A 26,934-nucleotide genomic window follows, 5' to 3' on the forward strand; every position below is an offset into this window, starting at 1 on the left:
TGATTATAAACTGCGCGGGCTGATTCTCAGCCCGCGCAGTTGTTTTTAAGTAAATTTCTTATTGAGAAAGTTTATTGCTGTTCAGCCATTTAGGATATTCTTTATCAATCAGCTTTTTTGCAAAATCGCCAAACCAGCTGTAGCCGTTTCTTCTCTCCTCGGAAACTTCGTTGTAATTGTATTTTACACTTCCGTCGCGGTCACCAAACAGAGGACGGTTATCATGAATATCATAAAATCTTGCCCAGACAACGGAATTTTTATCCTCTGCAAGAACTCTTACTGTCTTTCCGTTTTGTTTTACGACATTATAGCTGTATCCTTCAATATCATTTTCTGTAAACCATTTTACGGCAGATTTTACGGATTTTTCAATATCAGGCGTTACGGGCTGCCACATGAGAAACCGTACAATTCCTACGGATTCTGCGGTTGCCAGGGAAACAGGTTCAAAAGCCCTTGCCTTATCCGGCTGCAGGGTAATTTCATTGTACTGATCTGCCCAAATCGTTGGCTTTCCGTTTTGAAGAACCTGTGCTTTTAAGATGCATTCAATTCCATTTTTTACAGCCTTTTTAGATTGTTCTTTCAGTTTTTGATCTACCGCGATAAAATCGTTTTTCCCTTCTGCGGTATTGTAGAGAACCGTTAACGCATTAATCATGGCATTGTCATTAAAGGTAATCTGCTTTCGGTATAATCCTTTGTTAGGATAATATTGAGGAAAACCACCATTTTCGTACTGCATGGTAAGCAGATAACGGATTCCTTTTTCCGCTGCCTTCAGATAATCCGGATTTTTCGTTTCGGAATATGCTTTCATTAAAGCGTTAATTTCCCTTGAGGTAGCGTTGTTATCAATGGTCGCGTGATCATCACCCGTGGATTTTATTTTTCTTAAAAGATTTTTGTCAACCGGAAGACTGTAATCAACTACTGATTTATCTTCCAGCTGCTTTCCCCAGCCTCCCACAGGAAGCTGATACAGCATCATTTTTTCTGCCAGCGTATCTTTTTTTACCTGAGCGGATATATTTAAGCTAACTAATCCCAGAGCAAGAGTACAGATGTTGAATTTCATGATTTATTTAATTGTAATGATTAAAGGATTTCTGATGATTTCAGATTGTTTTTGAAGCCTATTTTCCCAGTCCTGCCGAGTCTGGATATCACCGCTTTTCTGCCACGCAAATCCTGCATAATAAACCAGTTTATCATGAGGTTTTGTAACGACATACAGATTACTTTCATCCGGAGCATCAGATCGGAAAACAATTGATTTTTCAACAATACTCGGATCCACAACAATACCTTCACCTACAAAAGCGTCATCAATTTTTTCCCAGTGAAGATAGTATCCTTTTTGGTCATTTAGTTTTGCTTCACCTTCGTTTTTATGTAAAGTTATTCCAATGGTATAGTTGAGAGCCGGTTTTTCTGCTCTAAAATACGATTCAAATTTTGAAAAATTTGATCCAAGATCCAATGAAACTCTTTTAATTTCTTTAACTGCAAATTCACTCCACGGATCATAAGTCAATTCAAAAACCGTACGCAAAGGACCTTCTGCAATGGTTCTGGAGGCAACAAAATTTTGCGAAACCTGAAGCTTGTCATTTATCCATATTCCGATTCCACCTGTTCCGCGGCTGTTTCCGACATGGTAAGGATCATAGCCCTCCCCTCTTGTATCTTTATGATAATACATAGGATCCGTAAGATAGCCTTTGTACCATTTATTAATGACCGGAAACTCCGTTCTTTTCAGCCAGATGTCCACACCGCTTGAGAGCGTACTGCTTTTTACCCCCTGCAATGCTTCCTGCTGACCTTTCGGGCCATACATTCTGAATGCTATTTTGTCATTTTCCCATGCATAATCATCTACCCGTTCCTGAACCAGCCGGGAGTACGTTGAAATTTCAGTTTTGAGGATGGGTATTGCCGGTTCAGCTGAGATCGTATACACTGCTTTTTGATGTCCTTCAACAGTTGCCTGAAAAAGCAATTCATCATTATTTCCGTCTCCGTTATTATCAATCCATTGGATCAGAACAAGTTGGCCTTTTGCATCTCTAATCCTTAGATCAGTTGCTTTACTTTTATCCAAAAATGATTTTAATTGAGAAACAGGGACAGCGACAACTTCTTTTCTGGGAAAATCAAGTGTATTATTTAACTCAATAATTTTTTGAGCATGTATGCTACTTGAATTTATGCAACCGATTGCACACGTCAATCCGACAAAAGAATTTTTAACTGTAGTCATAATTATATCAGTTGAGTCAGTTTTCAAAAGTAATAAAAATAAAACAATTAAAACTGCTTAAATTTTTATTCAATTTACCATTTTCTTTTTTCATAATTTTTAATTCAGATATTGATTTAAAACAAAAGTACCTGCATTACTGCAGGCACTCAAACTCAAACTTCTTCACTACACATTGATCATTATATTAACATTATCATATTAAATTTATTGTGTTTATTTTATTTTTTAACATGGATGCTTTATCACAGATCATCAGTTCTAAAATTCAAACTCTCCAATAAGAATACCATCTTCTTTGTTTCCATTTTCTTTCTGATTCTGGAATACCACGATCTTTCTTTCCTGCTTGCCGGTAGCATAATTGATATAAATTTCCGCCATAATGGCTGTAGGACCTGCAATTCCTGTCTGCTGCTCTCCAAAAAAATTGGTCTGAATCTTATACTTTCCTTTCATCGCTTTTTTGAGTAAGAACTGTTCAGGGCCAAAGCCTCCTGTAAAATCGTCGCTCAGTCTTCCTCCTATTTCTGTTTCCTTATGCGAATAATAACATCGTTCATTATTAGGATCGGTCACCCAGAGATCAATATCCGTATCATCCTTATTCCAGCTAATGACTACGCGGATATTTACCGGAAGATCTGCTATGATTTTAGGATTGATATTGCTAAGGTTTAATTGGGATCCGTGATTTGCAATCAGCTGATTGATCTCCATAATAACCGTTTCTTCAATACCATCATCCCGGTCAGCAAGTTCCTTTGTGTAAGACTGTGTGAGAATTTTGTACAAATTGTCCAAGGCAGCCTGATACTGGCCGTTATCTTCCAGTGCAAGAGCGAGATCTCTATAACTTTGCGGATCAAAAGGCCGCCATTCCAACACTTTTTCTGCAGCAAAAAGCTCTTTATCATAGGCTTCAGCCTGCTTCAATTTATAAGCCAGTAATTTGTACAATTCTTCATTTTCAAACTCAAGATCGGCAATTGCGCTCAACACTTTTAAGCCACGCTTTTTATCATTATTTTTTAACAAAAGCTGTGCAACGTCAAAGTAATACTGTGGTATTTCCTCATATTCTTTACGGTTCTGAAGGTAAGTTTTATATATATTTTCCGGGTTATTCATGTCTCTGAAAAGCTTCATGTATTTTGCTTTAGAAACAATATCAACGGTAAGAATTCTTCCGGAATTAATGATATCTGACGGCCTTTCTGCAGGAGTTACAGTTCTCACCTCAACCCCACGGACAGATCCTGACAGCGCATTAGGCACTGTATTCGATGCAATGGATGACATTCCCCTGACACTCATCTGAAGTTGTTCCCGTCTTGGTTCTGAAACTTTTGATTCATCATCAGTTCTGCTGTTATTATATCCAATTAATACAACTTCTTCAATTTCAGCTTGTCTTGATGTACTATCACTTGCAGCACGCCGGGATTCAGGTTTAGGATATTGTCTTAATTTTTTCTTTTGATCGTACTCTTTTTCCCACCAGGTCTTAAGATTTTCAGTCATTTTTTCGGCATTTTCCATGAGATCTTTTACTCGTTCATCTTTTTTTGCCTTGTCATTTTTAACAATCTCATCAAACTGCTTTTTTAATTCTGCAGGTGGAGCAATATCATAACGGACATAATCCTCCACATTTTCCAGCACCATTAAACTCATATTATTGCTTACCAAGCCAAATTGCCTGCTGACATTTTTAATTTCGTTTTTATTCTTCTTTTCAAAAATTTCCAATTCGTTAAGTTTTTTCTGAGCCCAGAACTTTGAAATTTCCCAATTCTCTACGGTCTGTTCATTGATATTGACATCAATGGTTTTGGTTTCTGTCACTTCATTACCGTACCCAAATTTAAGAGTAGCTGTTGTGTGATCACCTTTAACAATTCCTGTTAATACAAAATCTTCTGCTATAGTCTGAGGCAATGAAGGATAGACTTCTGAAAGCTGAATATTATTTTCAATACCTAAAAATCTCAAAGGTTGAAAAACTAATTTCCGTACTTCTTTTTCAGGATTATTTTCATTTAGATTTAAAAATTCTCCTCCTGTGGTACTGCTTATGAATTTCAGCTGGTTAAAATCTATATTATTGGATGCAGCAATAATGTAGACAGGCTGTTTCCAAGGCATGTTCAGTTCCCCGAAAGATGACAAACCGTCCGTAAAAAACAATACTTCGTCTTCGCTCAGCAGCTTTAGCTTTCCGAAATCTGTTCCGCCGTCATAAGTTGTTTTTAAAAGATAAGCTTTTAACTCACTCCAGTTTCCATTGTTAATTTTGAAACTTTGTCCTTGTTCGAAGGTATTGTTAATGAAATAAATGTTTACCGTAAGATTTTTATTCGATTTAAAATATTCCTCCAGCAAGGCCATTTCCTTTACATGATCCCGATTCTTTCCGCTCAACGAATTATCCCAGACCACGGCCAGATTATTCGGAAGTTTTTTCATTCTTTCATTTGAATATACGGAGATATCAGCCAGAAAATAGGAAAAGTTATCCGCTTCTTTTTGAACGACAATCCGCTGGCTCTTATCCTGTACAGGAAAATTGATTTTTAGATTATTGCCTGGTCTGTAATTTTTCTTGTGCATTTCGGCAGTCCAGACGTTTCCCGTACTAACAAAATTATAGCTACCATCTGGCTTTTCTTCAAGCATAGGAGCATCCAAATTCTGAAAAACGGTTGTTTTTATGTCAAATTCGGGAATCTCAGCGGTTTGATTCAGGGGTAAAAAATATTGGAGAAAATCCCCCGACTTTTTTAATTCATACTGATAGGTAATGCGAACAGTCCTTTCCCCTCCGTTTGGGGCGATAGGATATACTGTTGTCCGGAAATTATTCCCACTCACTTTTTCCAGGAGCCCGGGATCTATATTTCTTTTCCTGATGGTTTGATATACTTCTTTTGCTTTTTCTTTTTCAACGGGAACAGCGTTTCGAAGTTTTCCATTGATGTCTAAAGCATAGCCGCTCGCATTAACACCTTCAGGAAGAGGAAAGGTAATTCTGCCTTCTCTCAAACGTCCCGAATTATTCCTAAGAACCATTGTAATGATATTGGTAGAAATTTTCCCGGCAATTTTTGTTTCAATCTCCAGTTTCTGAAGAATTACCTGATTGTCTTTTTTATATTTCCCTTTCCCGTCCGGACTTTCAACAACCGGTATCTGAGCCAGAAATAAAAGCGGAAAAAATAATAGTAATTGTGTATATAACCTTTTCATAATTTATTGATTACAACTGTTTCTATTTATACAGATGCATAAAATCGAGAAAAGGTTGGAAAGAATAATTTGGCTTAACTTTTAGCAACTGAAATAGAAGAGTAATTAATACTTTAAACATGATACATTATTTGTAGGGCTGTAATTTAATTAGCTGAACAGAAGCATATTATCAAAAAAGGCCGGATAATCTCTTATCCAGCCAAATATAATAAATCAACAATGCACTATCGAGGTCCCCAAAAACTCCAAGCATCCCCAGTGAAAACCGCTACCAAACGAGACGTCGTATCATAGACTATCATTCCCGGCGCAGGGTTTACAACATTAAGATGAGGGCTTGCTACTTTAGGAAGCACCATCGCTTTGTTAGTATCCGAAAGCACAAGGATACCATCAACATCAGGATCTACATTTGTTCCTATTCTTACCATGGCATTTGTGTTTTCAGTCTTGGTATCCTGCAAGGATGTATCTATTGTTACAGGAGTAACTAAATTAGGATCGGCATTTAGACCTATCCAGGCTCCTGCTGCCAGATACTTTACTTTAGTATCGCTTGTGTCAAATATCACTGTTCCGTCTACCGGATTAATGATATCGTTTTCCGAAGTTACCCATGGTAATATCAAACCCCTGTTTTCTGAATTCCCAAACTCCAATGATACATTAGAATTGGTTACTGAAGATTTACCTACAGCAACTTGCGAGAAACATGCTGTGGAAACCGTTATACATAAAATTAATAATATTTTCATTATTATTTTTTTTGAATTAAAAGCCAGCCCTTTCCATAATGCAAATTATGAAGAAGAGCTGACAAATCATTTATTAATCAGGACAGGATTGTTCACCGAATGCATACCATGCATAGGTAGCCCCGCCATCTTTACTTGTATAGATCTTAAAGATCCTGTTCGTAACATCCATTACCAGCATTCCTTCTATCGGAGAGGTAAGGATAAGGGTCGTTCCATCGTCTGCAACAGGTTGATTAGAAGCATTAAACCTTACCCTGTTGATTACCATTCCTTTCGTCTTGGCTTCCAGTGCCAGCCAGCCGCCATTCCTTACCATCGGCCAGTTATCACCAGCAGAACCGGCTCTCGCAAGTGAGGTGATACCTGCTTTGGTGTTAAGTGCCGTACCTGCTGTAACTGCCGGTTTATAACATACCGCTGTAGCGGTAGTAAATGACATATAGCTTAAACCTGCTAAACTAGCAGCAGACACCGGGAAGGCATAGTAATCCGTTCCGTTTACGGTAGCTGTACCTATAGCCGGAATTACTGTTGCAGTACCATCACTCAGCTTAGCTGCTGTCGTAGCATAAATCAGTCCTGCTGCACTAGCCGATGGGAATGCAGAAGCAGGGAAATATACGGTGACATCCTGAGCAAAACTGCCTTTGTTCTGCATCCTCCATACTCTGGTCATACGCTTGGTATAGGTATTTCCATTAGATGCTAATACATTACCCGTTGTTGTGGTTGTACTTAATGAACCATTGTCATCACCCCATACCAGATACTGCATATCTGTATTAAACGTATTAATATTAGCACTATTAGTTGCTGCAGCCTCTCCTAAGGAAACTGCAACCTGGCTTCCCGTATTTACACTTTGGCTCTGTTTCTGATTCAGTGCTGTGATATCATCTCTTCCGATACCTGCGATGTTGAACTTATACACAGCATCTTTCGCCCAGCTTATTGTACCATCAGATGCCAGGTAATCCTGGATGGTGGACTGATCCATCGTGATACCATACTTTAATGAAAGATAACTGTTTACGCGCTGTCTCTCAATAGCAGTAAGGCTTTTTGAGTATTCTACCACTTCAGGTATTTTACCATTGGTGAATGCTGTCTGGTTGTAAGCCGCTCCTAATGAAAGAGGGCCATTAACCCAGTTGGTAGCACTAGCCACTGAAGTTCCTGCATTGCCGTTTACTCCTGCAAAGAGGGTTCCTGTAGCACGCCATCCTGAGTACAATACTGAAGCTCCGGTTCCTGCTAATGTATTGGTTACAGAAGTTCCGTTGCTTAGTGTTAATGTAGAGTTACCCTGAGTTGTAGAACGGAACTGAAGAAGGTTATTGCCCGTTGCTTTCGGTTCCAAGAAGTAGCGAGCCCCTGCGGATGCATCCGCCACGGCAAAAGTTGCTACCGACTGCTGTCCACCGATTGCCAAATCTCCTGTGATATCGAAGTTCTGAGATGATGCGCTGCTGAAGTTCATCACTGGGTTGAAGTTCATATTCACAGAAATATCATTACGGTAAACAGGTTGCTTGCTGCCTGTAGCCTGCGTTCCATGGCTGCCACTCTGGTCATTCCATTGTGATACCGGTGTGTTGTCTGTTGTTGCCGAAACACCATCATCCGCACGAAGCCATAGATTTTCACCTTCCACCCCTCCAGGAGCTTTTGTATAATACGCTATGGTAAAGTAAAATACCGGTGTATTGACCTGTGAAGCAGGAAGTGTAAAGCTGTAATAGTTTACAGAATTCACATTTACCGTACCTGTGCTTGCATAAGTAAGATTACCTGATGCAAACGTAGCACTCGTACTGTACAGAAGCGATGGAACATCAAGATTTCCGATCAAAGATGCCGGGATCAGTACCTGTACATCTTTGCCGAAGCTTCCCGTATTCTGTGCTTTCCATACACGGCTCAGCCTATTCCTGTTCGGATAAACAGCTGTAAATGGCGTAGTACCTGCGGTATTATTATCTCCCCATGCCAGGAACTGAAGATCATTATCAAAGCTTCCTGTATTGGTATCATTGCTTCCTGTGATCGTATCAAGACCAAGAATTACCTGATTACCACTGTTCACGCTCTGACTCTGCTTCTGTTGCAGATCACTGAAATCATCCCTTCCGATCGCTGCTATATTGTTCTGGTATGTAGCATCTCCTGTCCAGAATGGTGTACTGTCTGATGCCAAATAAGTAAACAGGTTGGAAGAAGTTCCTAAACTTACTCCATATTTCAGTCCCATGTAGGAATCAACCCTTTGTTTCTCATTGGTAGTAGGAATTTTATTGTAATACACTACTTCACTAATAATACCGTTCCAGTATTCTCCGAGAGATTGTCTGGTTCCTATTCTTCCGACATTCAATGAAGTACTCACTGAACCGCCGATGCTAGTAAGCGGTCGCGCATTAAATGTACCAAATAAAGTACCTCCAGAAGCGGCACCATAAGAAAGAACAGGTGTATTTGATGCATATGGATTAGAGGTTGAAGCTAAAAGATCACTTCCAAACGTAGTTACCAATACATTGTTTCCGGATCTCATCAATCCAAAGTTCTGACCACTACCACTTGTTCCATAGCTACTGATCCATTCGAAAGTACCACCTGTTACAGAAGTCCTTCCTACACCAAAAACAGATCTTGATGTACTACCGGACGCCATTCCTGTATCACTAAATGAAAGATAATTCGCATTAGCAGAATTAAATGTGAATGAGGAGTTAAAATTCAGCAGTGCTGAACCTGTAGTATTGTATGTCGGCTGATTGCCGGCAACACTCTGTACAGCATCTGAATTTTGCATCTGGTCTGCCCATCTCAATGTGCTTCCCGTAGTTACATCGCGGTCTGCACGGTACCATCTCACCAGATTATCCGTAACTCCGCCAGGACCCGTTGCAGGAGCTGCAAAAGTAAAGTAATTTCCAGTAGGAATCTGCAATGCAGATGTTGTTCCTGATGTAAGCGGCACATAAGTAATACCCGATGAGAAAGAAGGATCCGTACTGTAGATAAGGTACGTAGCCCTGCTATTATTCACGTTAATATAAATGTTCTGTGCCGTTCCCGTCTGCTGAACTCTCCATACACGGCTCATCACAACACGTAAATTATTGGCAAGCCCTGTCTTTTGGGTGAAAACAGCTGCCTGTCCGTTGTTTCCGGTCATAAAGAAATATCTGTCATTGACAATATCCGTATGACCACCTGCACCACTCTGGTTAGGATTGGTAAAGTTATTATCCGTGCTTAAGGTAATAATATCTTTTACCGGCATCTGTGAGGTACTGATACGCTGATGCAAGGTAGCCGTTCTGTCTTTAGCCAGACCTATGATATTATTGTTGTATCCCGAAGCAGCTGTCCAGACAACTGTAACTCCATCTGAAGCAAGATAGTTCTGAGGTGTTGTCTGATCCAGTGTTAAACCATATTTGATCGCCAGATAGGAATCTACCTGAGAACGTTGCGTACCATTTAATGCTTTAGGATAAACAATAAGTTCAGGCATACGACCATTAAATAATGTATTGTAACCACCATTCCAAACGTTTGCTCCAACTGCAGCTATACCAGAAGATGATGTATTTAAGTTTCTGTTAGCACTATTAAAGGCACGTCCAAATCGGTAAAAAGCGCTTGCTCCACCCGATCCTGCAAATAAATGACTTATCATTAAAGGATTAGAATCACTAGTCCCTCCACCGCTTTGAAAATTAGACTGACCAGAGTCTAACCCTAATGGTCTTCCAACAAGTCCATAATACGATGCACTATTCGCGTTAGCACCATAAGATAGAAGATAGCCCGAATTAGCAGCATAGACTGCAAATTCAGTTCTGCCAGTTGTCCCTATAGGAAGCAGCTGTCTTTTCAATGCCAAATAATTTGAACCGTTAAAGCTTACAACCGGATTATAATTCATCATCGATGAAGCCAAGTTACTGTATACCGGACGATTACCTGCATTCGACTGTGTTGCATTATTACCCACATCACTCTGGTCATCCCATTGAGAAAGACCCGTTCCATTTGTGGTACTGGAAGTTCCTGCATCAGCTTTCAACCATAACGATTCATCAAAAACTCCTCCTGGAGCTTCCAGGAATGCTGCGAATGTAAAATAATTTCCATTCGGGATCTGAATTCCCGGTGTAGCACCTGCCGTAAGCAGCACATACGTAACTCCTGAAGAAAACGTAGCATCTGCGCTATACACTAAATAAGAAGCTTTGGCATTTGAAGATTTTATGTATACATCAAATGAAGTACCGGTATTTTGTGTCTTCCACACGCGTTTCATAAGAGCATTCATTCCATTGCTTAATCCTGATTTCAATGTATATGATGTTGCCGCATTATTATTGCCCGTGATAAAGAAAGATTTGTCATTAGCAATATCCGTGTGGCCACTTCCGCCGCTTTGGTTATTATTCGTAAAGTTGGCGTCCGTACTCAGCGTGATAATATCCGCCGAAGCCGACTGGCTCGTGGTAATACGCTGATGGAAAGCGGAAATATCATCTCTTCCAAGACCTACTATGTTGTTCTGGTACACCGCATCAGAATTCCAGGTACGGGTGATCCCGTCACTTGCAAGATAGTCCCCTTCAAGGACCACACCTGATACAACTTCTCCTGAAGTAGCATTACCATTATTATTTCGGCCTAATGTGATACCGTATTTTAATGCAAGGTAACTGTTCAGCTGAATACGCTCTATTGCCGTGATATTACTTCTGTATACCACGAATTCTCCGATAAGTCCCTTGAACGGATTCTGAGCTCCCCATACGTCTCCGATAGTAATCTGAGAACATCCAACGTATTTTGTATTTCCTGTGAAGTTAAGGATATTGTTTCCGTTGATCAGTACATTGGATCCGTTGGCTGTTGTATTTTTAAATGAGGCCACATTAATGGTCGCGAAACCTGAGTTTCCTCCGCTATAAGCAATAGCGGTATTATCATTGGAAACCTGTGTGGTTGTCAGCGCACGTTCGTCCAAAGCACCACCCCAATCTGTACTCCATACATCCTGTACAGAAGGTGAAACAGCTTTATATACTATAGCAACATCTGCATTTGGTGTCGTTGTACGTGAAATATCCGTTTGGGTAAAGCCCCACGTCCAATCTGCGTCGCTAAAACTTGCCACACTGTTGAAATTGAGTGTTTTTCCAAGAACCATTTGTCCCCTTGAGGTATGGCCCTGGCAATTGGTAATATCCCAACGCAGGTTTCTGTTGTTTCCACTCTGATCCAGCCAGCTGGTAACACCGGCAAGGCCTGCATCACCACGAAGCCATAATGCTTCGCTTCTTACCCCACCCGGAGACTGCTCATAGAAAGCAAATGTCATATAGAATGAAGGCTGGTTTACCATTACAGCAGGCAAAGTGAAAGCCCTGTAGCTTACGGAATTAACCGTAACCGTACCTGTAGGATTATACACCTGGTAGCTTCCTGCAAAAGTAGCATCCGTACCCGCAAGAAGGCTGCTTGTAGCCGGTACCAAAGTAAGAGGTACCAATACCTGCACATTTTGGTTAAGGCTATTGGTATTCTGAACTTTCCATACCCTGTTCAAACGGCTGTTATAACCAGGAATACCCGTAAATGCAGAACTGCTGCTCTGATCATTATCCCCCCAAACCAGGAACTGGTTATCTACTGCAAAGCTTCCCGTATTTGCCGTATTGGTAGCTGCAATTGATGCTAGCCCCATAATAATCTGATTTCCTGTATTTGCTGACTGGGATTGTTTTTGCATCAATGCGGAAGCGCCATCCCTTCCTATACCTGCTATGTTTTTATTATAAGTACTGTTTGCAGATGCGTCCCAAATTATATTGTTAGAAGAGCTTACATAATTTGTGGCAGTAGATTGATTTAATGTTATTCCATACTTTATTGCTAAATAAGAGTGTACCCGAAGGCGATCCTGAGTAGATATAGGATCATCATACGCAATAACCTCTCCAATATTTCCATTAAGAGGGCTAAAGTCACCGGTATCTCCGATATCGAAGAAACCATATCCTCCATCAGAATTGGCTTCTGTAAAAGATACGACACTTCCTGAGTTTAAACTTTGAAAAGAAGTTGTCGCACTATTTGAAGTAGCTCTCCATCCTACAAATCTTATTTCAGGCAATGAGGTATTAACACCTACAAAAGAGCTTGAATTTATAGGATTACCTCCACCATCATTTTGGCCAGAAGATACCGTAAATGCATCTATAAATCTGTCTGTAAAACCATTATCATTACCAAGAATTCCTCCCGAACCTTTAGTAACAGTGAAAAAATCAATAGTTCCTACCGCTGGTGGATTAATATTTTTATTGATTCTTAATTCCGCATTACCACTAAAGGAAAGGTTAGGATTAAAGTTCAATAAATTAGATGTTGAATTCAAGCTTGGATTTCTTCCTGACACTGAAGATGATAATGCATCATTATTATTTCCACTACTATCATCCCAAACTCCACTATCAGTATTAATGGCAGCAGTTACGCCCATGTCAGCTTTTAGCCATACACTAGCTCCTGACACACCACCCGGAGCTGTTAAAAATGCAGCAAAGGTAAAATACTGTCCTGAAGCAAAATCTATAGTCGCTGTATAGTACTGCACACCGCTAATGGTTTCCAGGTTCATTGAAATACTTGTATCTGTTCCATCAAATACAGCATCCGTACTTCTCAATAATGTCGGTTGTGCAATAGATACAGGCAGCTGAGATGCCGGGATAGCTACTTTAACAGTTCCTACTGTTCCGGTTTCCTGTACTTTCCATATGCGTGTCATTCTAAAGTTGGAGTTGCCAAATGCAAAAGATGTTGCAAATGATTCCGTTCCTGTATCGGACCCCCACATCATAAACGTTTTATCTGTCCCAAAACTGTTTGGATTATTGGCATTGGTATCGAAAATATTGTTATTACCGATCACCGGCTGAATGCCGCTGTTTACAGATTGGGACTGCTTTTGTGATAATGCAGAAGCGTCATCTCTACCGATACCAGCGATGTTGTTATTGTAACCTGTATTCGTTGTTGCATTCCAAGCAATTGTAGTACCATCTGAAGCTAAGTAATTTACAGGGCTGGAATTAGAACCAAGTGTTACTCCATATTTAATTCCTAAATATGATTGAATGCGCTGTTCTTCAAGAGCAGTATGTGAGTTTGGCGCATATACAATAATTTCAGATAAATACCCATTCAGGTACTGACTACCACCAGGTCTTGTACCTATTAATGTATTCGTATCTGTTGGAAAGCTGTAACTTGATGTAGATGACAAGTCAGCAATACCGTTAAAAGATGCTGAAAAAGTGGATCCATTACGTTTAATCTGAAATACTCCTGGTAACGTTCCCGGTCCTTGACTTCCAGAATATACAAATGACGTATTCTGTCTTGCTATTCTTTGAAGATTATTGGTATCGGTTAAAACATATTGAAAAGTGTTATTTAAAGTATTGCTTGCAATAAGTGTATGATTAATTGATGATACACTAGGTTTAAACATTGTATAAACATTGAAATTATTAGTTCCAGCAAGTCCCCACTCTGATACACCATCATATCTTATCCAGTTAGAACCATCAAATGAAATAGATGGATTAAAATTTACTCCTGACGCCAAATATTTTGGAGAAACAGAAGCATCGTAAGTATCATTATTTATAACATTTGCCCAGCTCGCGATTGTAGCATTATTAACTGTTGTGTCAGTATTTACATCGGCTTTTAGCCATAATGATGCTCCTACGACCCCACCCGGCGCTGTAACAAAAGCCGCAAAGCTGAAAAACTGCCCGGAAGTAAGATCTACCGTAGTGGTGTAATACTGTACGCCGCCAATCGTTTCCAAAGCCATGGCCTGTCTGATATCAGTGCCATCAAATACGGCATCTGAACTTACGAGTAAGGTAGGATTAGTTATATTCCTTAGTAAATCACTTGCTTTCAGGGCAACTTTTACTGTTCCCACCGTTCCGGTTTCCTGTACTCTCCATATCCTTGCCATACGGTTATTCAACCCGCCAAAAGCAAAAGCCGTTGCAAAATTGGTACTGCCTGTATCTGAACCCCAAACCAGGAAGCTTTTATCCGTGCTGAAGCTGTTGGTATTATTAGCATTAGTATCGAAAATATTTCCGTTACCAATTACCGGCTCAATACCGCTGTTTATGGATTGAGACTGTTTTTGTGACAACGCAGAAGCGTCATCTCTACCGATACCGGCAATATTATTTTTATAAGTACTATTAGCCGTTGCATCCCAAAAAATAGTGGATCCATCCGATGCAAGATAATTCTGAGCAGTACTTTGATCTAATGTGATCCCATATTTAATCGCCAAATATGAATTTATCCTTAAACGCTCACTGATTGTAAGGTTTGTATTATATGCGATAACCTCAGGAAGATTTTGACTTGCACTATTGTTACAAACATATCCTCCTATACTAATGAGCCTGTTAAATGGCACAGGAGTATTATTTAAATCTGAAGTAGCTAGAGAAAGACCATTCATGAACCATTTCCCAGTACCGGCAGTGCCGGTTAAAGCGGTATGAGAAATAACTGGCTTACCAGATACAACAAATGATGGAGATGTGGCTTGTATATAAGAATTAGCCGTATTCCCTCCGGAATAACTGGTAGTTCCTGCAAGCTCCAGTCTATTTATATAGCCTGAATTACATGTAATAGTGGTTGTTACCCCACCAATACCATCACCTCCTACAGGATAACTGACTGATATAATATCCCTCGCGGATAAATTGAGTGAAGAGTTGAGCCTGTAAGCCCCCCCAATTTTAACTACCGGATTATAGTTTAAATTATCCGTATTGTTTGTTGCAAAAAGAGGCTGGCTACTCACTGTACTCTGAACAAAGTTATTCAAGTTAGGGCTTTGATCATTCCATTGTGAAACAGAGCTACCATTGGTAACAGTACTTGTCCCGGAATCTGCCTTAAGCCATAAGGACGATCCCAATACCCCACCCGGAGCTGTAACAAATCCAGCAAAGCTGAAAAACTGCCCGGAAGTAAGATCTAACGTAGTAGTGTAATACTGTACCCCGCCAATCGTTTCCAGAACCATGGTTTGTCTGGTATCAGTGCCATCAAATACGGCATCTGAACTTATCAGTAAGGTTGGATTGGTAACACTGCCTGGCAGATCACTTACTTTCAGGGCAACTTTTACTGTTCCCACCGTACCGGTTTCCTGTACTCTCCATATCCTTGCCATACGGTTATTCAATCCGCCAAAAGCAAAAGCCGTTGTAAAGCTGGTGTTGCCCGTATCTGATCCCCACATCATAAAGCTCTTGTCTATGTTTAAGCTGTTAGGGTTTGAAAGATTGGTAGCGGTGATATTTACATTTCCAATAATGGGTTGTATTCCGCTGTTTGATGATTGAGACTGCTTCTGAGAAAGTCCGGAATCATCATCTCTACCAATACCGGCGATATTATTTTGGTAGGTAGCATTTCCTGTCCAAAAGATTGTAGTTCCATCAGATGCAGTATAATTGACTACACTCGCGGGTGATCCCAATGTAATACCGTATTTTAAGCCTAAATAACTTTCAATCCGTTGCCTATTAGCAGGTTGTGCAGTATTAAAAACAATCACTTCCGCTATATCAGCGTTAGAATAAGCACTACCTCCTGGATCTACTCCTACAGAAAAAAAGGGACTTCCTCCAGAAGTTCCTACAGTTACTGCAGATATAGCAGATGAAATTAGTGATCCATTTAAATATGAAGTGGCACCATTAGAAGCTCCATCAAACTCCTGAAGTCTTGTCTCATTTACAGCCACTGCTGAAGTTGGTATGCTTCTATTTGTTATATACATTTGTCCAGCCGTCACTGCAGCTATATTCCACGTTGAAGGAGCATTTATTGCACTAGAATACAAAGCACCACTAGTGGTGGATAGACCTCTATAAACAATATAATGAGAAGAAGCATAAGGATTGCTTCCTGAGGCTACTTCTGAAAGTGGCACACTAACAGATAACCTGTCATTCGATCCATCGAAACGTGCAGAAGGATTAAAGTTGATCAGGTTACTTGTGGAATTATATGAAGGTATTGTACCTGCAGCACCATTCTGTACAAGGTTATAATTCCCAGGATTAGCCTGATTATTCCATTGTGTTATAAATCCTCCCGATTGTGTGATTCCTGCATCAGCTCTATACCACAATCTTGCTCCGGTAACCCCACCGGGACTTTGCGCATATATAAAGCTTACCGTGAGCAGCAGCACTAAAGCTACCGCCCTGGACAGGAACGCTTTTATCAGAACCGCACCTTTTTGAGGCGGCTCATAATTAATAAATATTTTCATACGAAATTTTTTAATAGTTAAAAAAACCTTGCGAAATTTTACGGGAAATCCATAGCTCATATGAATTATGAATCTGCGGACATTAAGATCCCCAAAATGTCACAAGAATTTGTGTTCATTTTTAATAACTATAAAAGGAGGAGGACGGCTACAAAATAATATGGAAATTTTGTTTAAAGAGAAACTACTGTAAAAAAAAGAAAACAATACCTTCGCAACAAACAGAAGAGCAGCACAAAAACAAATAACACACAATGCCAGTATAAACCTGAACCATTGGCTGTCATTTAAGGTACCCATCCAGAAATAATTTCCCAAAGCACCTTCAGCATATTTGCCTTTTGAACCGGACATATGCGGATACGCATACATATTGCTCTTTTTATCCCTAAGGTCTTGATTGAGTCTTTTTTTTCTTTTTCCAAAAGAGACTTTCAATTTCAACTTCCCCTTTTTGCTATTTTTAAAAGAGTCTTCTAGTTTGTTAAGCGGCTGATTTGACGAACCATTATTGCTTATCTCTAGCTGTGCATTGTATTCTGAAGCTGTTTCGCTTTTAGTTTCCAAATAAAATACTGAAGCTCCACCTGAAATGTGTACAGCATTGCTTTCAGAAAAAGATTGTGATTTAAAAAAACAAACGACAAAAATATAACATGCCAAAAGCAGCTTTCCGTAATGTCGGAAAGCTACTGCTTTGGGAACAAATAGTTTTATTTTCATCATATTGCTTTATGAATTGCTTCGGCTATGGTTATCCATAACTTATAAAATTCAGCGTTTGTGTTTTATCTTTCATGCTTTTCCATCGGAAAAACATTTTTATCACATTTGTTAGACTTATTTATAATATCTCTAATATTGGGATATTTTGCACAGTTATAACATTTTTCAAACCGGCAAATCCCTTTTTTAAAAAAATTTATAATCTTTATGTCCTTCTTTATTAATTACAAAACAACTTAGATCAATTTTCTCTAATTTTATTTTTTAGACTTATGAATTCGGATAGCAATCCAAGAATTTCATTTGTAGAAAATAACTCTAATAATCACGTTTGTTTTACTTCTACAAATTTACGTTCAACATATTGATTAACAATCCATTTTAGCGTAATAAAATAATGATATATTTGTAATATTTAAATTACAAAACATACATCACCATTAGGCCTTTATATATGGTATTAAAAAAAGAGCATCGGAAACGATATTGTTATGAGTACTACTTTAAATAGAGATCTATTATGATTAAATAAATAATATTTTTTATATTTAAACCAAAACAATTAACGCACAGGATGGCATAGATATATAAACATCCTAAACAAAACACAAATAAAAAAAAGCTTATAAAAAACACATCAGCCTTATAAATACAAATGATATGAATAAAAAAATACTTATTGCCGATGATTATTTCGTCGTGATGACAGGCATTAAAATGATCCTTAAAAAATATTTAAAAAATATCGACCTTGAATATGCTCTAAATTATGATGAGGTTTTCGAAAAGTTAGCTGATAAAAATGATTATGCGCTTCTCATTCTGGATCCTGGTTTACAAGGAAACCAAAAAAAGATAATTGCCGAAATTAAATGCAAGTTTCCAAATATAAAAATTCTTATTTTTTCAACACACAATACTGCTGAGGTGGTCCCCTTTATTCTGGAAGGTGCAGATGGCTATCTGAACAAACTTTCTTACGAAGACGAAATTGCTCGGGCAGTTTTAGAGATTTTAAATACAGGTAAATATTATTCAAAAGAAATTATGGATGCACTGATTCATCACTCAGTTTCCAGCAAAAGCAATCCACTGGAAAATCTTTCTGAGAGAGAGAAAACGGTGTATAATTTATTAATTAAAGGATATGGTAATCTGGAAATTGCCAATGAGCTGAAGATTCATGTTGCCACAATAAGTACCTATAAAAGAAGGATTTTTCAAAAACTGGGAACCAACAATCTTATTGATATTTTAGAAATAAACAGAAAATACTCATCGTAATGAAATGCTGAAAATGATTACAACCTAATTTTAAATGGTCTTAAGTAATTGTTTTACTGAAAAATCATCTAAAATCAGGTTATAATTTAATTATTTCCATTTGATATTGCAGCCCATGCTTGGTCTCTGAATCTCTTCCTGAGGCTCTCCCGCCAAAAGATTTTCAAAGGCAATAATAAGATCTTCACCAGTTACATCTTTATTATTACCCGGTCTGGAATCATCCATCTGCCCTCTGTAAATAAGATCCAGCTTTTCATCGAAGAAAAAGAAATCCGGAGTACATGCGGCATCATAGGCCTTTGCAATTGCCTGGCTTTCGTCATACAGATAAGGAAAATCAAATTTTCTTTCAATCTGGAATTCAATCATTTTTTCAGGAGAATCTGCAGGATATTTTTCGACATCATTGGAGTTGATGGCTATAAATTCAATTCCTCTTTCATTATAATCTTCGTACAGTTCATTTAACTTGTCAATAACATGAAGTACAAACGGACAATGATTGCACATAAAGATCACTAAGGTGCCTTTTTCTCCTTTCAGATCATCCAGTGACTGCATTTCATTGCTTTTTGAAGGATTAGGAAGTTCAAAAAAAGGTGCTTTTGTACCTAAATCAATCATATTTGAGGGAGTATTCATAACTTTTTTATTTGCTCACAAAGATAAAAGATTTTCTTGATTATTCTAGTAAGGAAGATGGATGTGGAAAGTTGGAAATTTTAAATTCTAGTCGATTGAATTGGGCTATAAAGTATATTAATTTTTACAATAATTAAAAGATTAACAATCTGATATCACTTCTAGCCTTCATTCTTCCAGCATCCAGCCAAATTTTAAAGTCCTTCAAAACCTTCTTTCAAAAGTTAAACCTAAAAATTTGTTTGGAAGTTATGTTAAAAAGTTTGTAGTTTTGCTAACACTGTTAGTAATATAAAAATCATGGGCTTACATGAACGCCGCCAAAGAGAAAAAGAAAATATACGTGCCAGTATTCTGGATGCGGCTTTTTCTTTGGCTAAAACCGAAGGCTGGGCTTCACTTTCCATGAGAAAAATTGCCGATGCTATTGAGTACAGTGCGCCGGTAGTTTATGATCACTTTGAAAATAAAGAAGCTATTTTATATGAAATTTCATTGAATGGTTTTCATTGTTTACACATTGAACTGTTGAAAGCTCAGAGAGAACACGACAATCCTGAAGATCAGTTGAAAGCTATTGTAGATGCTTACTGGAAGTTTGCATTCAAAAACAAAGAATACTACCAGCTGATGTTTGGTTTGGGAATGCAGTGTAGCGGAAAAGGAATGATGAAAGAAGAATTTTCGTCGTTTCAGGATATGCTTTACGAATGCACATACGCAATCATCAAAAAAAACGGATCCAATACTGATAATGCCTGCCATATGTCTCACGCATTATTCTCAGCAGTTCATGGACTGATTTCCATCATGATGATGCGCAATGATGATATTCCTTCAACGATGAATAAAACGACTTTGGATGAAACTGTTTCTGCTTTCATTAAGTCATTATAAATTTTTTTGAATTTATAATTAACACCGTTAGGAATATTAACACCGAATTAATATAAACTTTTCACAAAGAAACATTTAAAATAAACTATCATGTAAAATTAGAATTATCTGTAGATTTTTTTACACTTAAATTAACACCGTTAGAAAAAGTAACACGTTAAATCTAAATCAATCTTTTTAAAAACATTATGAAAACAACTGCTTAAAGCCAATATTAAATTTCTGTATATTTTTTTTAATAGTTCATTAACACCGTTAGGAAATATAACAGATATTAAATTAAAACTTTATTATTTTATTTAACACTTCATTAAAAATTTAAACTCAAAATGAAAATATTTGGAAAAACGAGGATTATTGTACTCATCGCAAGCATTATCCTTTTACAAAGTTGTACCAAAGCAGCAGAAGGATCAAACGCAGCTCCGCCACCTCCACAGCTTCCGGTTTATACCGTTATCACTTCACCAGCAACTGTTTACCAGGAATTCCCTACCGCATTGGAAGGAAAAAACAATGTGGAAATAAGATCTCAGGTTGACGGATATTTAGATAGAATCTATGTGGAAGAAGGTGCTTATGTAAGAGCCGGACAGCCTCTGTTCAAAATAGATTCAAGAAGCTACGGCGAACAGATGAATATGGCAACAGCCAACTTACAGGTTGCCAATGCCAACATTCAGAAAGCGAAAGTAGAAGTCGACCGCCTTGAACCTCTTGTTTCCGCGAAAGTGGTTTCCGAGGTACAGCTGAGAACCGCAAAAGCAAATTATGCCGCCGCAGTGGCAGCCGCTTCACAGGCAAGAGCTTCTGTTGGAAGCGCAAAAATCAATGTAGGATTTACAACCATTACCGCACCGGTAAGCGGATATATCGGGAGAATTCCTTATAAAAAAGGAAGCCTGATTTCAAGAACAGATCCCAATCCATTGACGTTACTGTCTGATATCAGCGAAATCTATGCATACTTTTCTTTAAGCGAACTGGATTTCATTGCTTTTCAGAATAAATATCCGGGAGCAACTCTAAATGAAAAACTGAAAAACATGCCACTGGTAGATTTGGTAATCGCCGATAACAGCATCTATACTGAAAAAGGCAGAATGAGCATTGTTGACGGACAATTCGATAAAACCACCGGAGCCATTAGCGTTCGTGCCGTATTCCCGAATCCAAACGGAGTTTTGAGAACCGGAAATACAGGCAGAGTTCGTATGCCACAGCTATTCGATAAAACATTGGTGATTCCACAGGAATCCACTTACGAAATTCAGGATAAAACGTACGTCTATGTAGTTGGGAAGGATAAAAAGGTTACGGGAAAACCGGTAACCATATCCGGAAAAACAGAAAGCTACTATTTTATTTCTGAAGGATTATCGAAAGGAGATAAAATCGTATTCACAGGAATCGGTGTATTGAAAGATGGAGTTGCCATTCAGCCAAAAACTATTTCTTCTGATAGTTTATTGAAAGCAAGACCTTTGTAACAGTTTAAACTTTTCCTTTTTAACCATAAAAGTCACAAAAGCTTTTAAACACATAAGTCACATCAAGTTTAAATCATTCGCTATAATAAGAACACATGAGTTTTAGAAAATCTTTGATTTTCATTTTGTGAACTTTAAAACATTAGCAATTCATCTTTAAACCCAAGATATACTTTTGCGCCTTTTGTGGTAAAAATATCGTTTAAACAACATTAAAAAATAAACTTCTTATGTTAAAACAATTTATAGAAAGACCGGTACTTTCAACGGTTATTTCCATCATACTATTATTATTGGGTGCTTTGTCGCTCTTTAATTTACCCATCGCCCTCTTTCCGGATATTGCGCCGCCGAGTGTTCAGGTGACCGCGTTTTATCCGGGTGCGAATGCGGAAGTTGTAGCCCGTTCGGTAGCAACTCCTATCGAAGAAGCGGTAAACGGTGTGGAAAACATGACCTACATGACTTCCAACTCCAGTAATGACGGTACCATGACGCTGAGCGTATTTTTCAAACAGGGATCTGATCCCGATAATGCAGCGGTAAACGTGCAAAACCGTGTATCGAAAGCCATGAGTCAACTTCCGCAAGAGGTTGTACAGGCGGGAATTTCCACACAGAAAGTTCAGAACAGTATGATCATGTTTATGGGATTAACCAGTAATGATCCTAAACAATACGACGAGCTTTTCTTACAAAACTATTTGAAAATCAATATTATTCCACAAATCCAGCGTATTCCGGGTGTTGCCCAGGCGCAGGTTTTCGGAACGAGAGATTATTCCATGAGACTCTGGCTGAAGCCGGACAGATTAGCAGCCAACAATCTTTCTCCACAGGAAGTTTTGAACGCTGTGAAGGATCATAACCTTGAAGCAGCTCCCGGACGTCTTGGACAGGGAAGTAAGGAAACGTACGAATATATTTTAAAGTATAAAGGTAAATTAAACAAAAATGAAGACTACGAAAACATCGCCATCAAAGCCAACAGCGACGGATCTTTCCTGAGACTGAAAGACGTGGCAAGAGTAGAATTTGGTTCCTATACTTATACAGCAGCCAACAGAGTTGACGGAAAACCGGTTTCAGGTTTTGCGATTATGCAGACCGCTGGATCTAATGCCAACGAAATCTTAACTGAAATTGAAAAGCAGGTTGATCAGTTTAAAACCACCCTTCCGAAAGGTGTTGAACCAATCATCATGTACAACTCCAAAGACTTCTTGGATGCTTCTATTCATCAAGTGGTTGAAACGTTGGTCATTGCCTTTATTCTGGTATTTATCGTAGTGTATATTTTCCTTCAGGATTTCAGATCTACTTTAATTCCTGCGATTGCCGTTCCGGTAGCGATCATTGGTACGTTCTTCTTCCTTCAGCTATTTGGATTCAGTATCAATATGTTGACCCTGTTCGCATTGGTACTCGCCATCGGTATTGTGGTGGATGATGCCATCGTTGTGGTAGAGGCTGTTCACTCTAAAATGGAACATACAGGAATGCCAGTTGAGCACGCAACAATGAGCTCAATGAGTGAAATTTCCGGAGCTATTATTTCCATTACATTGGTGATGTGTGCTGTATTTATTCCGGTTGGCTTCATGCAGGGTCCTGCGGGAGTTTTCTACAGACAGTTTGCCTTTACATTAGCTATTGCGATTATGATTTCTGCGGTGAATGCATTGACATTAAGTCCTGCTTTATGTGCGATGTTCCTAAATGATCCTCAGGGTGAGCACGGAGAGCACGGTAAAAAAACAGGCTTTGGTGCAAGATTCTTTAATGCATTTAATGTTAGCTTTAATAATTTAACTAAAAAATACATTTACAGCCTTAAATTTTTAATTAAAAATAAATGGGTTGCCGTAGGAGGATTGGTATTAATTACTGCCGCAAGTATTTTCTTAATTAAAAAAGCACCGTCAGGATTTATTCCTACAGAAGACCAGGGATTTATTTTATATGCGGTGAATACACCTCCGGGAAGTTCATTGGACAGAACCCACAGAGCAACCGAACAAATCGATCAAATTATCAATGGTGAAAAAGCTAAAAATCACCTTTGGGTGGCAGACGGTCTGAACTTCATCAGTAATGCCAATGCTTCTCCATACTCTGCAGGTTTCATTAAATTAAAAGATCACGACCAGCGTGGCGAAGTAACTGATCCTGATCAAATTGCAGCAGCATTGACAGGGAAAGTTTCGCAGGTAAAAGATGCCAGCGCATTCTTCTTCAACTTCCCTACCGTTCAGGGATTTGGTAACGTTTCCGGTTTTGAATTTATGCTTCAGGATAAAACCAACGGTTCTTTGGAAAATTTAGGGACAACAACACAAGCCTTCATCGGAGAGTTGATGAAACGTCCGGAAATTGCTTTTGCTTTCACAACCTATGCAGCCGGAAACCCACAATTCACGATCGAGGTTGATAGTGATAAAGCCAATCAGCTTGGAGTTTCCATCACAGAATTAATGCAGACGATGCAGATTTACTATGGAAGTAGCTTCGTTTCAGATTTCAACAGATTCGGAAAATACTACAGGGTAATGGCTCAGGCGGATATTCCTTACAGAACAGATGCCAATTCTTTGGAAGGAATTTATGTTAAAAATAAATCAGGCGAAATGGTTCCTGTGAAAACACTGGTGACTTTAAAAAGAGCTTTCGGCCCTGAAACGGTGACAAGAAACAACTTATTCAACGCAGTGACCATCAACGGAACACCAAAACCTGGTTACAGTACCGGAGACGCCATCAAAGCAGTGGAAGAAGTGGCAGAAAAATCTCTTCCGAGAGGATTTGGATACGAATGGACAGGGATTACCCGTGAGGAAATTAAAACAAGCGGACAGACAGCGTTTATCTTTATGTTAAGTATTTTATTTGTATACTTCCTGTTGGCTGCTCAGTATGAAAGTTATATTCTTCCTTTCGCAGTTATTTTAACGATTCCAACAGGGATTTTTGGAGTATTTGCTTTCACAGGATTGGCAGGAATTGATAATAACATTTACGTTCAGGTTGGTTTGATCATGCTCGTCGGATTATTAGCGAAAAATGCAATCCTGATTGTAGAGTTCGCTGTACAACGAAGAAATGCAGGAAGATCCTTACTGGAATCCGCATTACAAGCGTCAAGATTGCGTTTAAGACCGATCTTAATGACCTCATTCGCATTCATTGTCGGAATGTTGCCGCTTGTATTTACGCAGGGAGCTTCTGCAAAAGGAAATCACTCAATCGGCTTCAGTACCGTTGGCGGAATGTTGACAGGCGTTGTATTCGGGATTTTCATTATTCCTGTGATGTTTGTGATCTTCCAGTATTTACATGAAAAAATGCCAAGCAGAAAAAAGAAAAGACTTCAAAGACAAAAACTGGAAGCTGAACTTTTAGCTACAACTCATTAATAATATGCTTAACAAAGCTTTGAGAAAAATTTAGACTAAGATTTTAAACGCAAAGATTTAATTATTAACACCAAATATTTTGAAGAGTACAGAAAGCGACAAGTCGCTGATGAAGCTAAAGATTAAAGTACGCTTATTCAAATCAAATTTAAATTGATTAAACTTTGCTCACTCAAATATTTCCACATTAAATATTTCTTTGCGTTGAAAAAATTTATAACAAAACAATTTCTCAAAGTTTTGCATTCAATTAAAAGTTTAAAAACTATGAAAAGAATAAAAAATATCATCATCACTTTTGGACTGGCTTTAGCTTCGGTCTCCTGTGTGTCCAAACTGGCATACACGGAGCCTGAGCTCGAGCTGCCCGAAACATTCAAATATACTGCAACAGCAGATACCGCAAGTGTTGCCAACCTGGAATGGAGACAGTTTTTCAGCGATCCGATGTTACAAACATTGATTGAAAAAGGAATTAAAAACAACTACGATTTACAAATCGCTCTGAAGCAGGTTGCTTCTTCACAGGAAAAATTAAAACAGGCGAAATATCTTCAATATCCTGACGTTGGTTTCGGCGTTTCTGCACAGATTTCAAAGCCTTCAAAAAACAGCATGAATGGGCAAAGCTTAAACTTATTTTTAGGAAAAAGCTATGTTGAAGATTACAATGCAGCGTTCAATTTATCATGGGAAGCCGATATTTGGGGGAAAATAAAAAACCAACAGGAAGTTTCGCGAATGCAGTACCTGCAGACGTATGAAGCAACAAAAGCCATTCAGACACAAGTTGTTGCAGCGATAGCTCAGGGATATTATAATTTATTAATGCTTGATAAACAAATGCAGATTGCAAAATCGAACTTAGAATTAAGCAATAATACCCTTGCTCTTACAGAAAAGTTATGGCAAAGCGGTGACACGACCTCTTTGGGAGTTCAGCAGGCCACTGCACAAAAGCAATCGACGGAACTATTGATCACGCAATTGGAGCAAAATATCGCCATTCAGGAAAATGCATTAAGTATTCTGGTGGGCGAAAATCCCGGAACAATCAGCAGAACGATTGAGATGTCCGAAACCTCTTTACCACAGGAAATTTCCGCAGGACTTCCGGCAGCAATGGTGAGTCGTCGTCCGGATGTCCGTCAGCAGGAACTGGTGTTGTTAGAATCCAACTCAATAGTCGGAATTGCGCAGGCCAATATGTATCCTTCTTTGAAAATCACCGCCAACGGAGGCGTAAATTCATTTAAAATTGACAACTGGTTCCAGATTCCGGCTTCATTATTCGGATCTGTTTTAGGAGGATTGACTCAGCCTATTTTCCAGAAAAGACAATTGAAAACGGATTTAAATGTTGCTAAAATTCAGCGAGAGAAAAATGTATTGGCGTTCCGTCAATCTGTTTTGAATGCAGTGGGTGAAGTTTCAGATGCTTTGGTTTCTAATGAAAGTCTGAAGGTTCAGGAACAAAAGGCAGCCGAACAGGCGGCAACGTTAAAAAACGGAATTAAAAGTGCCGAAATGCTCTACAAAGGCGGCATGGCAAACTATTTAGAAGTGATAACCGCTCAGGGAAATTCTCTGCAGGCAGAACTTAATTTAGCGTCAGTAAAAAGACAACGATTAAGCAGCATTGTAGATTTGTACCGTGCGTTAGGTGGCGGCTGGAAGTAGTAAATTTAAATTATATTGTTAATGGAATGCGGTCTTTCGGGGCTGCATTTTTTGTTTTTATTTGAAGAGTATTTTAACATCCGAATTGTCATTCAGAGCGAAACGCAGTGTAGCGTGGAAT

At 38.7% G+C, this 26,934-nt stretch carries 12 protein-coding genes; 5 read left to right on the forward strand and 7 right to left on the reverse strand.

Annotated features, from left to right (window positions below; translation table 11 throughout):
• Positions 1-58: 58 nt before the first annotated feature.
• From pelA to M0D58_RS07935, 6 genes are all read right to left on the reverse strand, one after another.
• Entirely contained in the window at positions 59-1,081 is a 1,023-nt protein-coding gene (gene pelA / locus M0D58_RS07910) for a pectate lyase (RefSeq protein ID WP_248394778.1), read from the reverse strand.
• A gap of 3 nt (positions 1,082-1,084) precedes the next feature.
• Positions 1,085-2,269 carry a DUF4861 family protein gene (locus M0D58_RS07915; protein WP_248394780.1) on the reverse strand — a complete coding sequence of 395 codons (1,185 nt, stop codon included), beginning with the start codon at positions 2,267-2,269 and terminating at the stop codon, positions 1,085-1,087.
• A 261-nt stretch (positions 2,270-2,530) separates the two neighbouring features.
• Positions 2,531-5,518 carry a VIT domain-containing protein gene (locus M0D58_RS07920; protein WP_248394781.1) on the reverse strand — a complete coding sequence of 996 codons (2,988 nt, stop codon included), beginning with the start codon at positions 5,516-5,518 and terminating at the stop codon, positions 2,531-2,533.
• A 227-nt stretch (positions 5,519-5,745) separates the two neighbouring features.
• The gene (locus M0D58_RS07925; RefSeq protein WP_248394783.1) at positions 5,746-6,276 is read right to left on the reverse strand and encodes a hypothetical protein; all 531 of its coding nucleotides are present in this window, start codon (positions 6,274-6,276) and stop codon (positions 5,746-5,748) included.
• Positions 6,277-6,349: 73 nt separating this feature from the next.
• Positions 6,350-16,678, reverse strand: a complete 10,329-nt coding sequence (locus M0D58_RS07930; RefSeq protein ID WP_248394785.1) for a beta strand repeat-containing protein — start codon at positions 16,676-16,678, stop codon at positions 6,350-6,352.
• 99 nt (positions 16,679-16,777) lie between these two features.
• The gene (locus M0D58_RS07935; protein ID WP_248394787.1) at positions 16,778-17,404 is read right to left on the reverse strand and encodes a hypothetical protein; all 627 of its coding nucleotides are present in this window, start codon (positions 17,402-17,404) and stop codon (positions 16,778-16,780) included.
• A 660-nt stretch (positions 17,405-18,064) separates the two neighbouring features.
• On the opposite strand from M0D58_RS07935, the gene M0D58_RS07940 reads away from it, so the two are divergent.
• On the forward strand, positions 18,065-18,688 hold the full coding sequence (locus M0D58_RS07940) for a response regulator transcription factor (protein ID WP_248394789.1): 624 nt from the start codon (positions 18,065-18,067) through the stop codon (positions 18,686-18,688).
• A gap of 90 nt (positions 18,689-18,778) precedes the next feature.
• Here M0D58_RS07940 and M0D58_RS07945 read toward each other — a convergent pair whose 3' ends face one another.
• Complete coding sequence (locus M0D58_RS07945) at positions 18,779-19,333, reverse strand: thioredoxin family protein (RefSeq protein ID WP_248394791.1); 555 nt, start codon at positions 19,331-19,333, stop codon at positions 18,779-18,781.
• Positions 19,334-19,633: 300 nt separating this feature from the next.
• Here M0D58_RS07945 and M0D58_RS07950 point away from each other — a divergent pair, with 300 nt between their 5' ends.
• The 4 genes from M0D58_RS07950 (at position 19,634) to M0D58_RS07965 (ending at position 26,813) form a co-directional block, all read left to right on the forward strand.
• Positions 19,634-20,230: a TetR/AcrR family transcriptional regulator gene (locus M0D58_RS07950; RefSeq protein WP_248394793.1), complete on the forward strand. Its 597-nt coding sequence runs from the start codon at positions 19,634-19,636 to the stop codon at positions 20,228-20,230.
• A gap of 329 nt (positions 20,231-20,559) precedes the next feature.
• Positions 20,560-21,720, forward strand: coding sequence for an efflux RND transporter periplasmic adaptor subunit (locus M0D58_RS07955; RefSeq protein WP_248394795.1), 1,161 nt, complete (start codon positions 20,560-20,562; stop codon positions 21,718-21,720).
• 230 nt (positions 21,721-21,950) lie between these two features.
• Positions 21,951-25,133 carry an efflux RND transporter permease subunit gene (locus tag M0D58_RS07960; RefSeq protein ID WP_248394797.1) on the forward strand — a complete coding sequence of 1,061 codons (3,183 nt, stop codon included), beginning with the start codon at positions 21,951-21,953 and terminating at the stop codon, positions 25,131-25,133.
• A 267-nt stretch (positions 25,134-25,400) separates the two neighbouring features.
• Entirely contained in the window at positions 25,401-26,813 is a 1,413-nt protein-coding gene (locus M0D58_RS07965; RefSeq protein WP_248394798.1) for an efflux transporter outer membrane subunit, read from the forward strand.
• The last annotated feature ends 121 nt before the right edge of the window (positions 26,814-26,934 follow it).

It is taken from the genome of Chryseobacterium nepalense (assembly GCF_023195755.1).
GTDB classification, from domain to species: Bacteria; Bacteroidota; Bacteroidia; order Flavobacteriales; family Weeksellaceae; genus Chryseobacterium; species Chryseobacterium nepalense.

Bases quoted from the DNA above. Each gene is read 5' to 3' on its own strand.
- M0D58_RS07950 (WP_248394793.1), top strand. From the start codon at position 19,634: ATGGGCTTACATGAACGCCGCCAAAGAGAAAAAGAAAATATACGTGCC.
- M0D58_RS07920 (WP_248394781.1), bottom strand. From the start codon at position 5,518: ATGAAAAGGTTATATACACAATTACTATTATTTTTTCCGCTTTTATTT.
- M0D58_RS07935 (WP_248394787.1), bottom strand. From the start codon at position 17,404: ATGATGAAAATAAAACTATTTGTTCCCAAAGCAGTAGCTTTCCGACAT.
- M0D58_RS07965 (WP_248394798.1), top strand. From the start codon at position 25,401: ATGAAAAGAATAAAAAATATCATCATCACTTTTGGACTGGCTTTAGCT.
- M0D58_RS07945 (WP_248394791.1), bottom strand. From the start codon at position 19,333: ATGAATACTCCCTCAAATATGATTGATTTAGGTACAAAAGCACCTTTT.
- M0D58_RS07925 (WP_248394783.1), bottom strand. From the start codon at position 6,276: ATGAAAATATTATTAATTTTATGTATAACGGTTTCCACAGCATGTTTC.
- M0D58_RS07940 (WP_248394789.1), top strand. From the start codon at position 18,065: ATGAATAAAAAAATACTTATTGCCGATGATTATTTCGTCGTGATGACA.
- M0D58_RS07955 (WP_248394795.1), top strand. From the start codon at position 20,560: ATGAAAATATTTGGAAAAACGAGGATTATTGTACTCATCGCAAGCATT.
- pelA (WP_248394778.1), bottom strand. From the start codon at position 1,081: ATGAAATTCAACATCTGTACTCTTGCTCTGGGATTAGTTAGCTTAAAT.
- M0D58_RS07960 (WP_248394797.1), top strand. From the start codon at position 21,951: ATGTTAAAACAATTTATAGAAAGACCGGTACTTTCAACGGTTATTTCC.
- M0D58_RS07915 (WP_248394780.1), bottom strand. From the start codon at position 2,269: ATGACTACAGTTAAAAATTCTTTTGTCGGATTGACGTGTGCAATCGGT.
- M0D58_RS07930 (WP_248394785.1), bottom strand. From the start codon at position 16,678: ATGAAAATATTTATTAATTATGAGCCGCCTCAAAAAGGTGCGGTTCTG.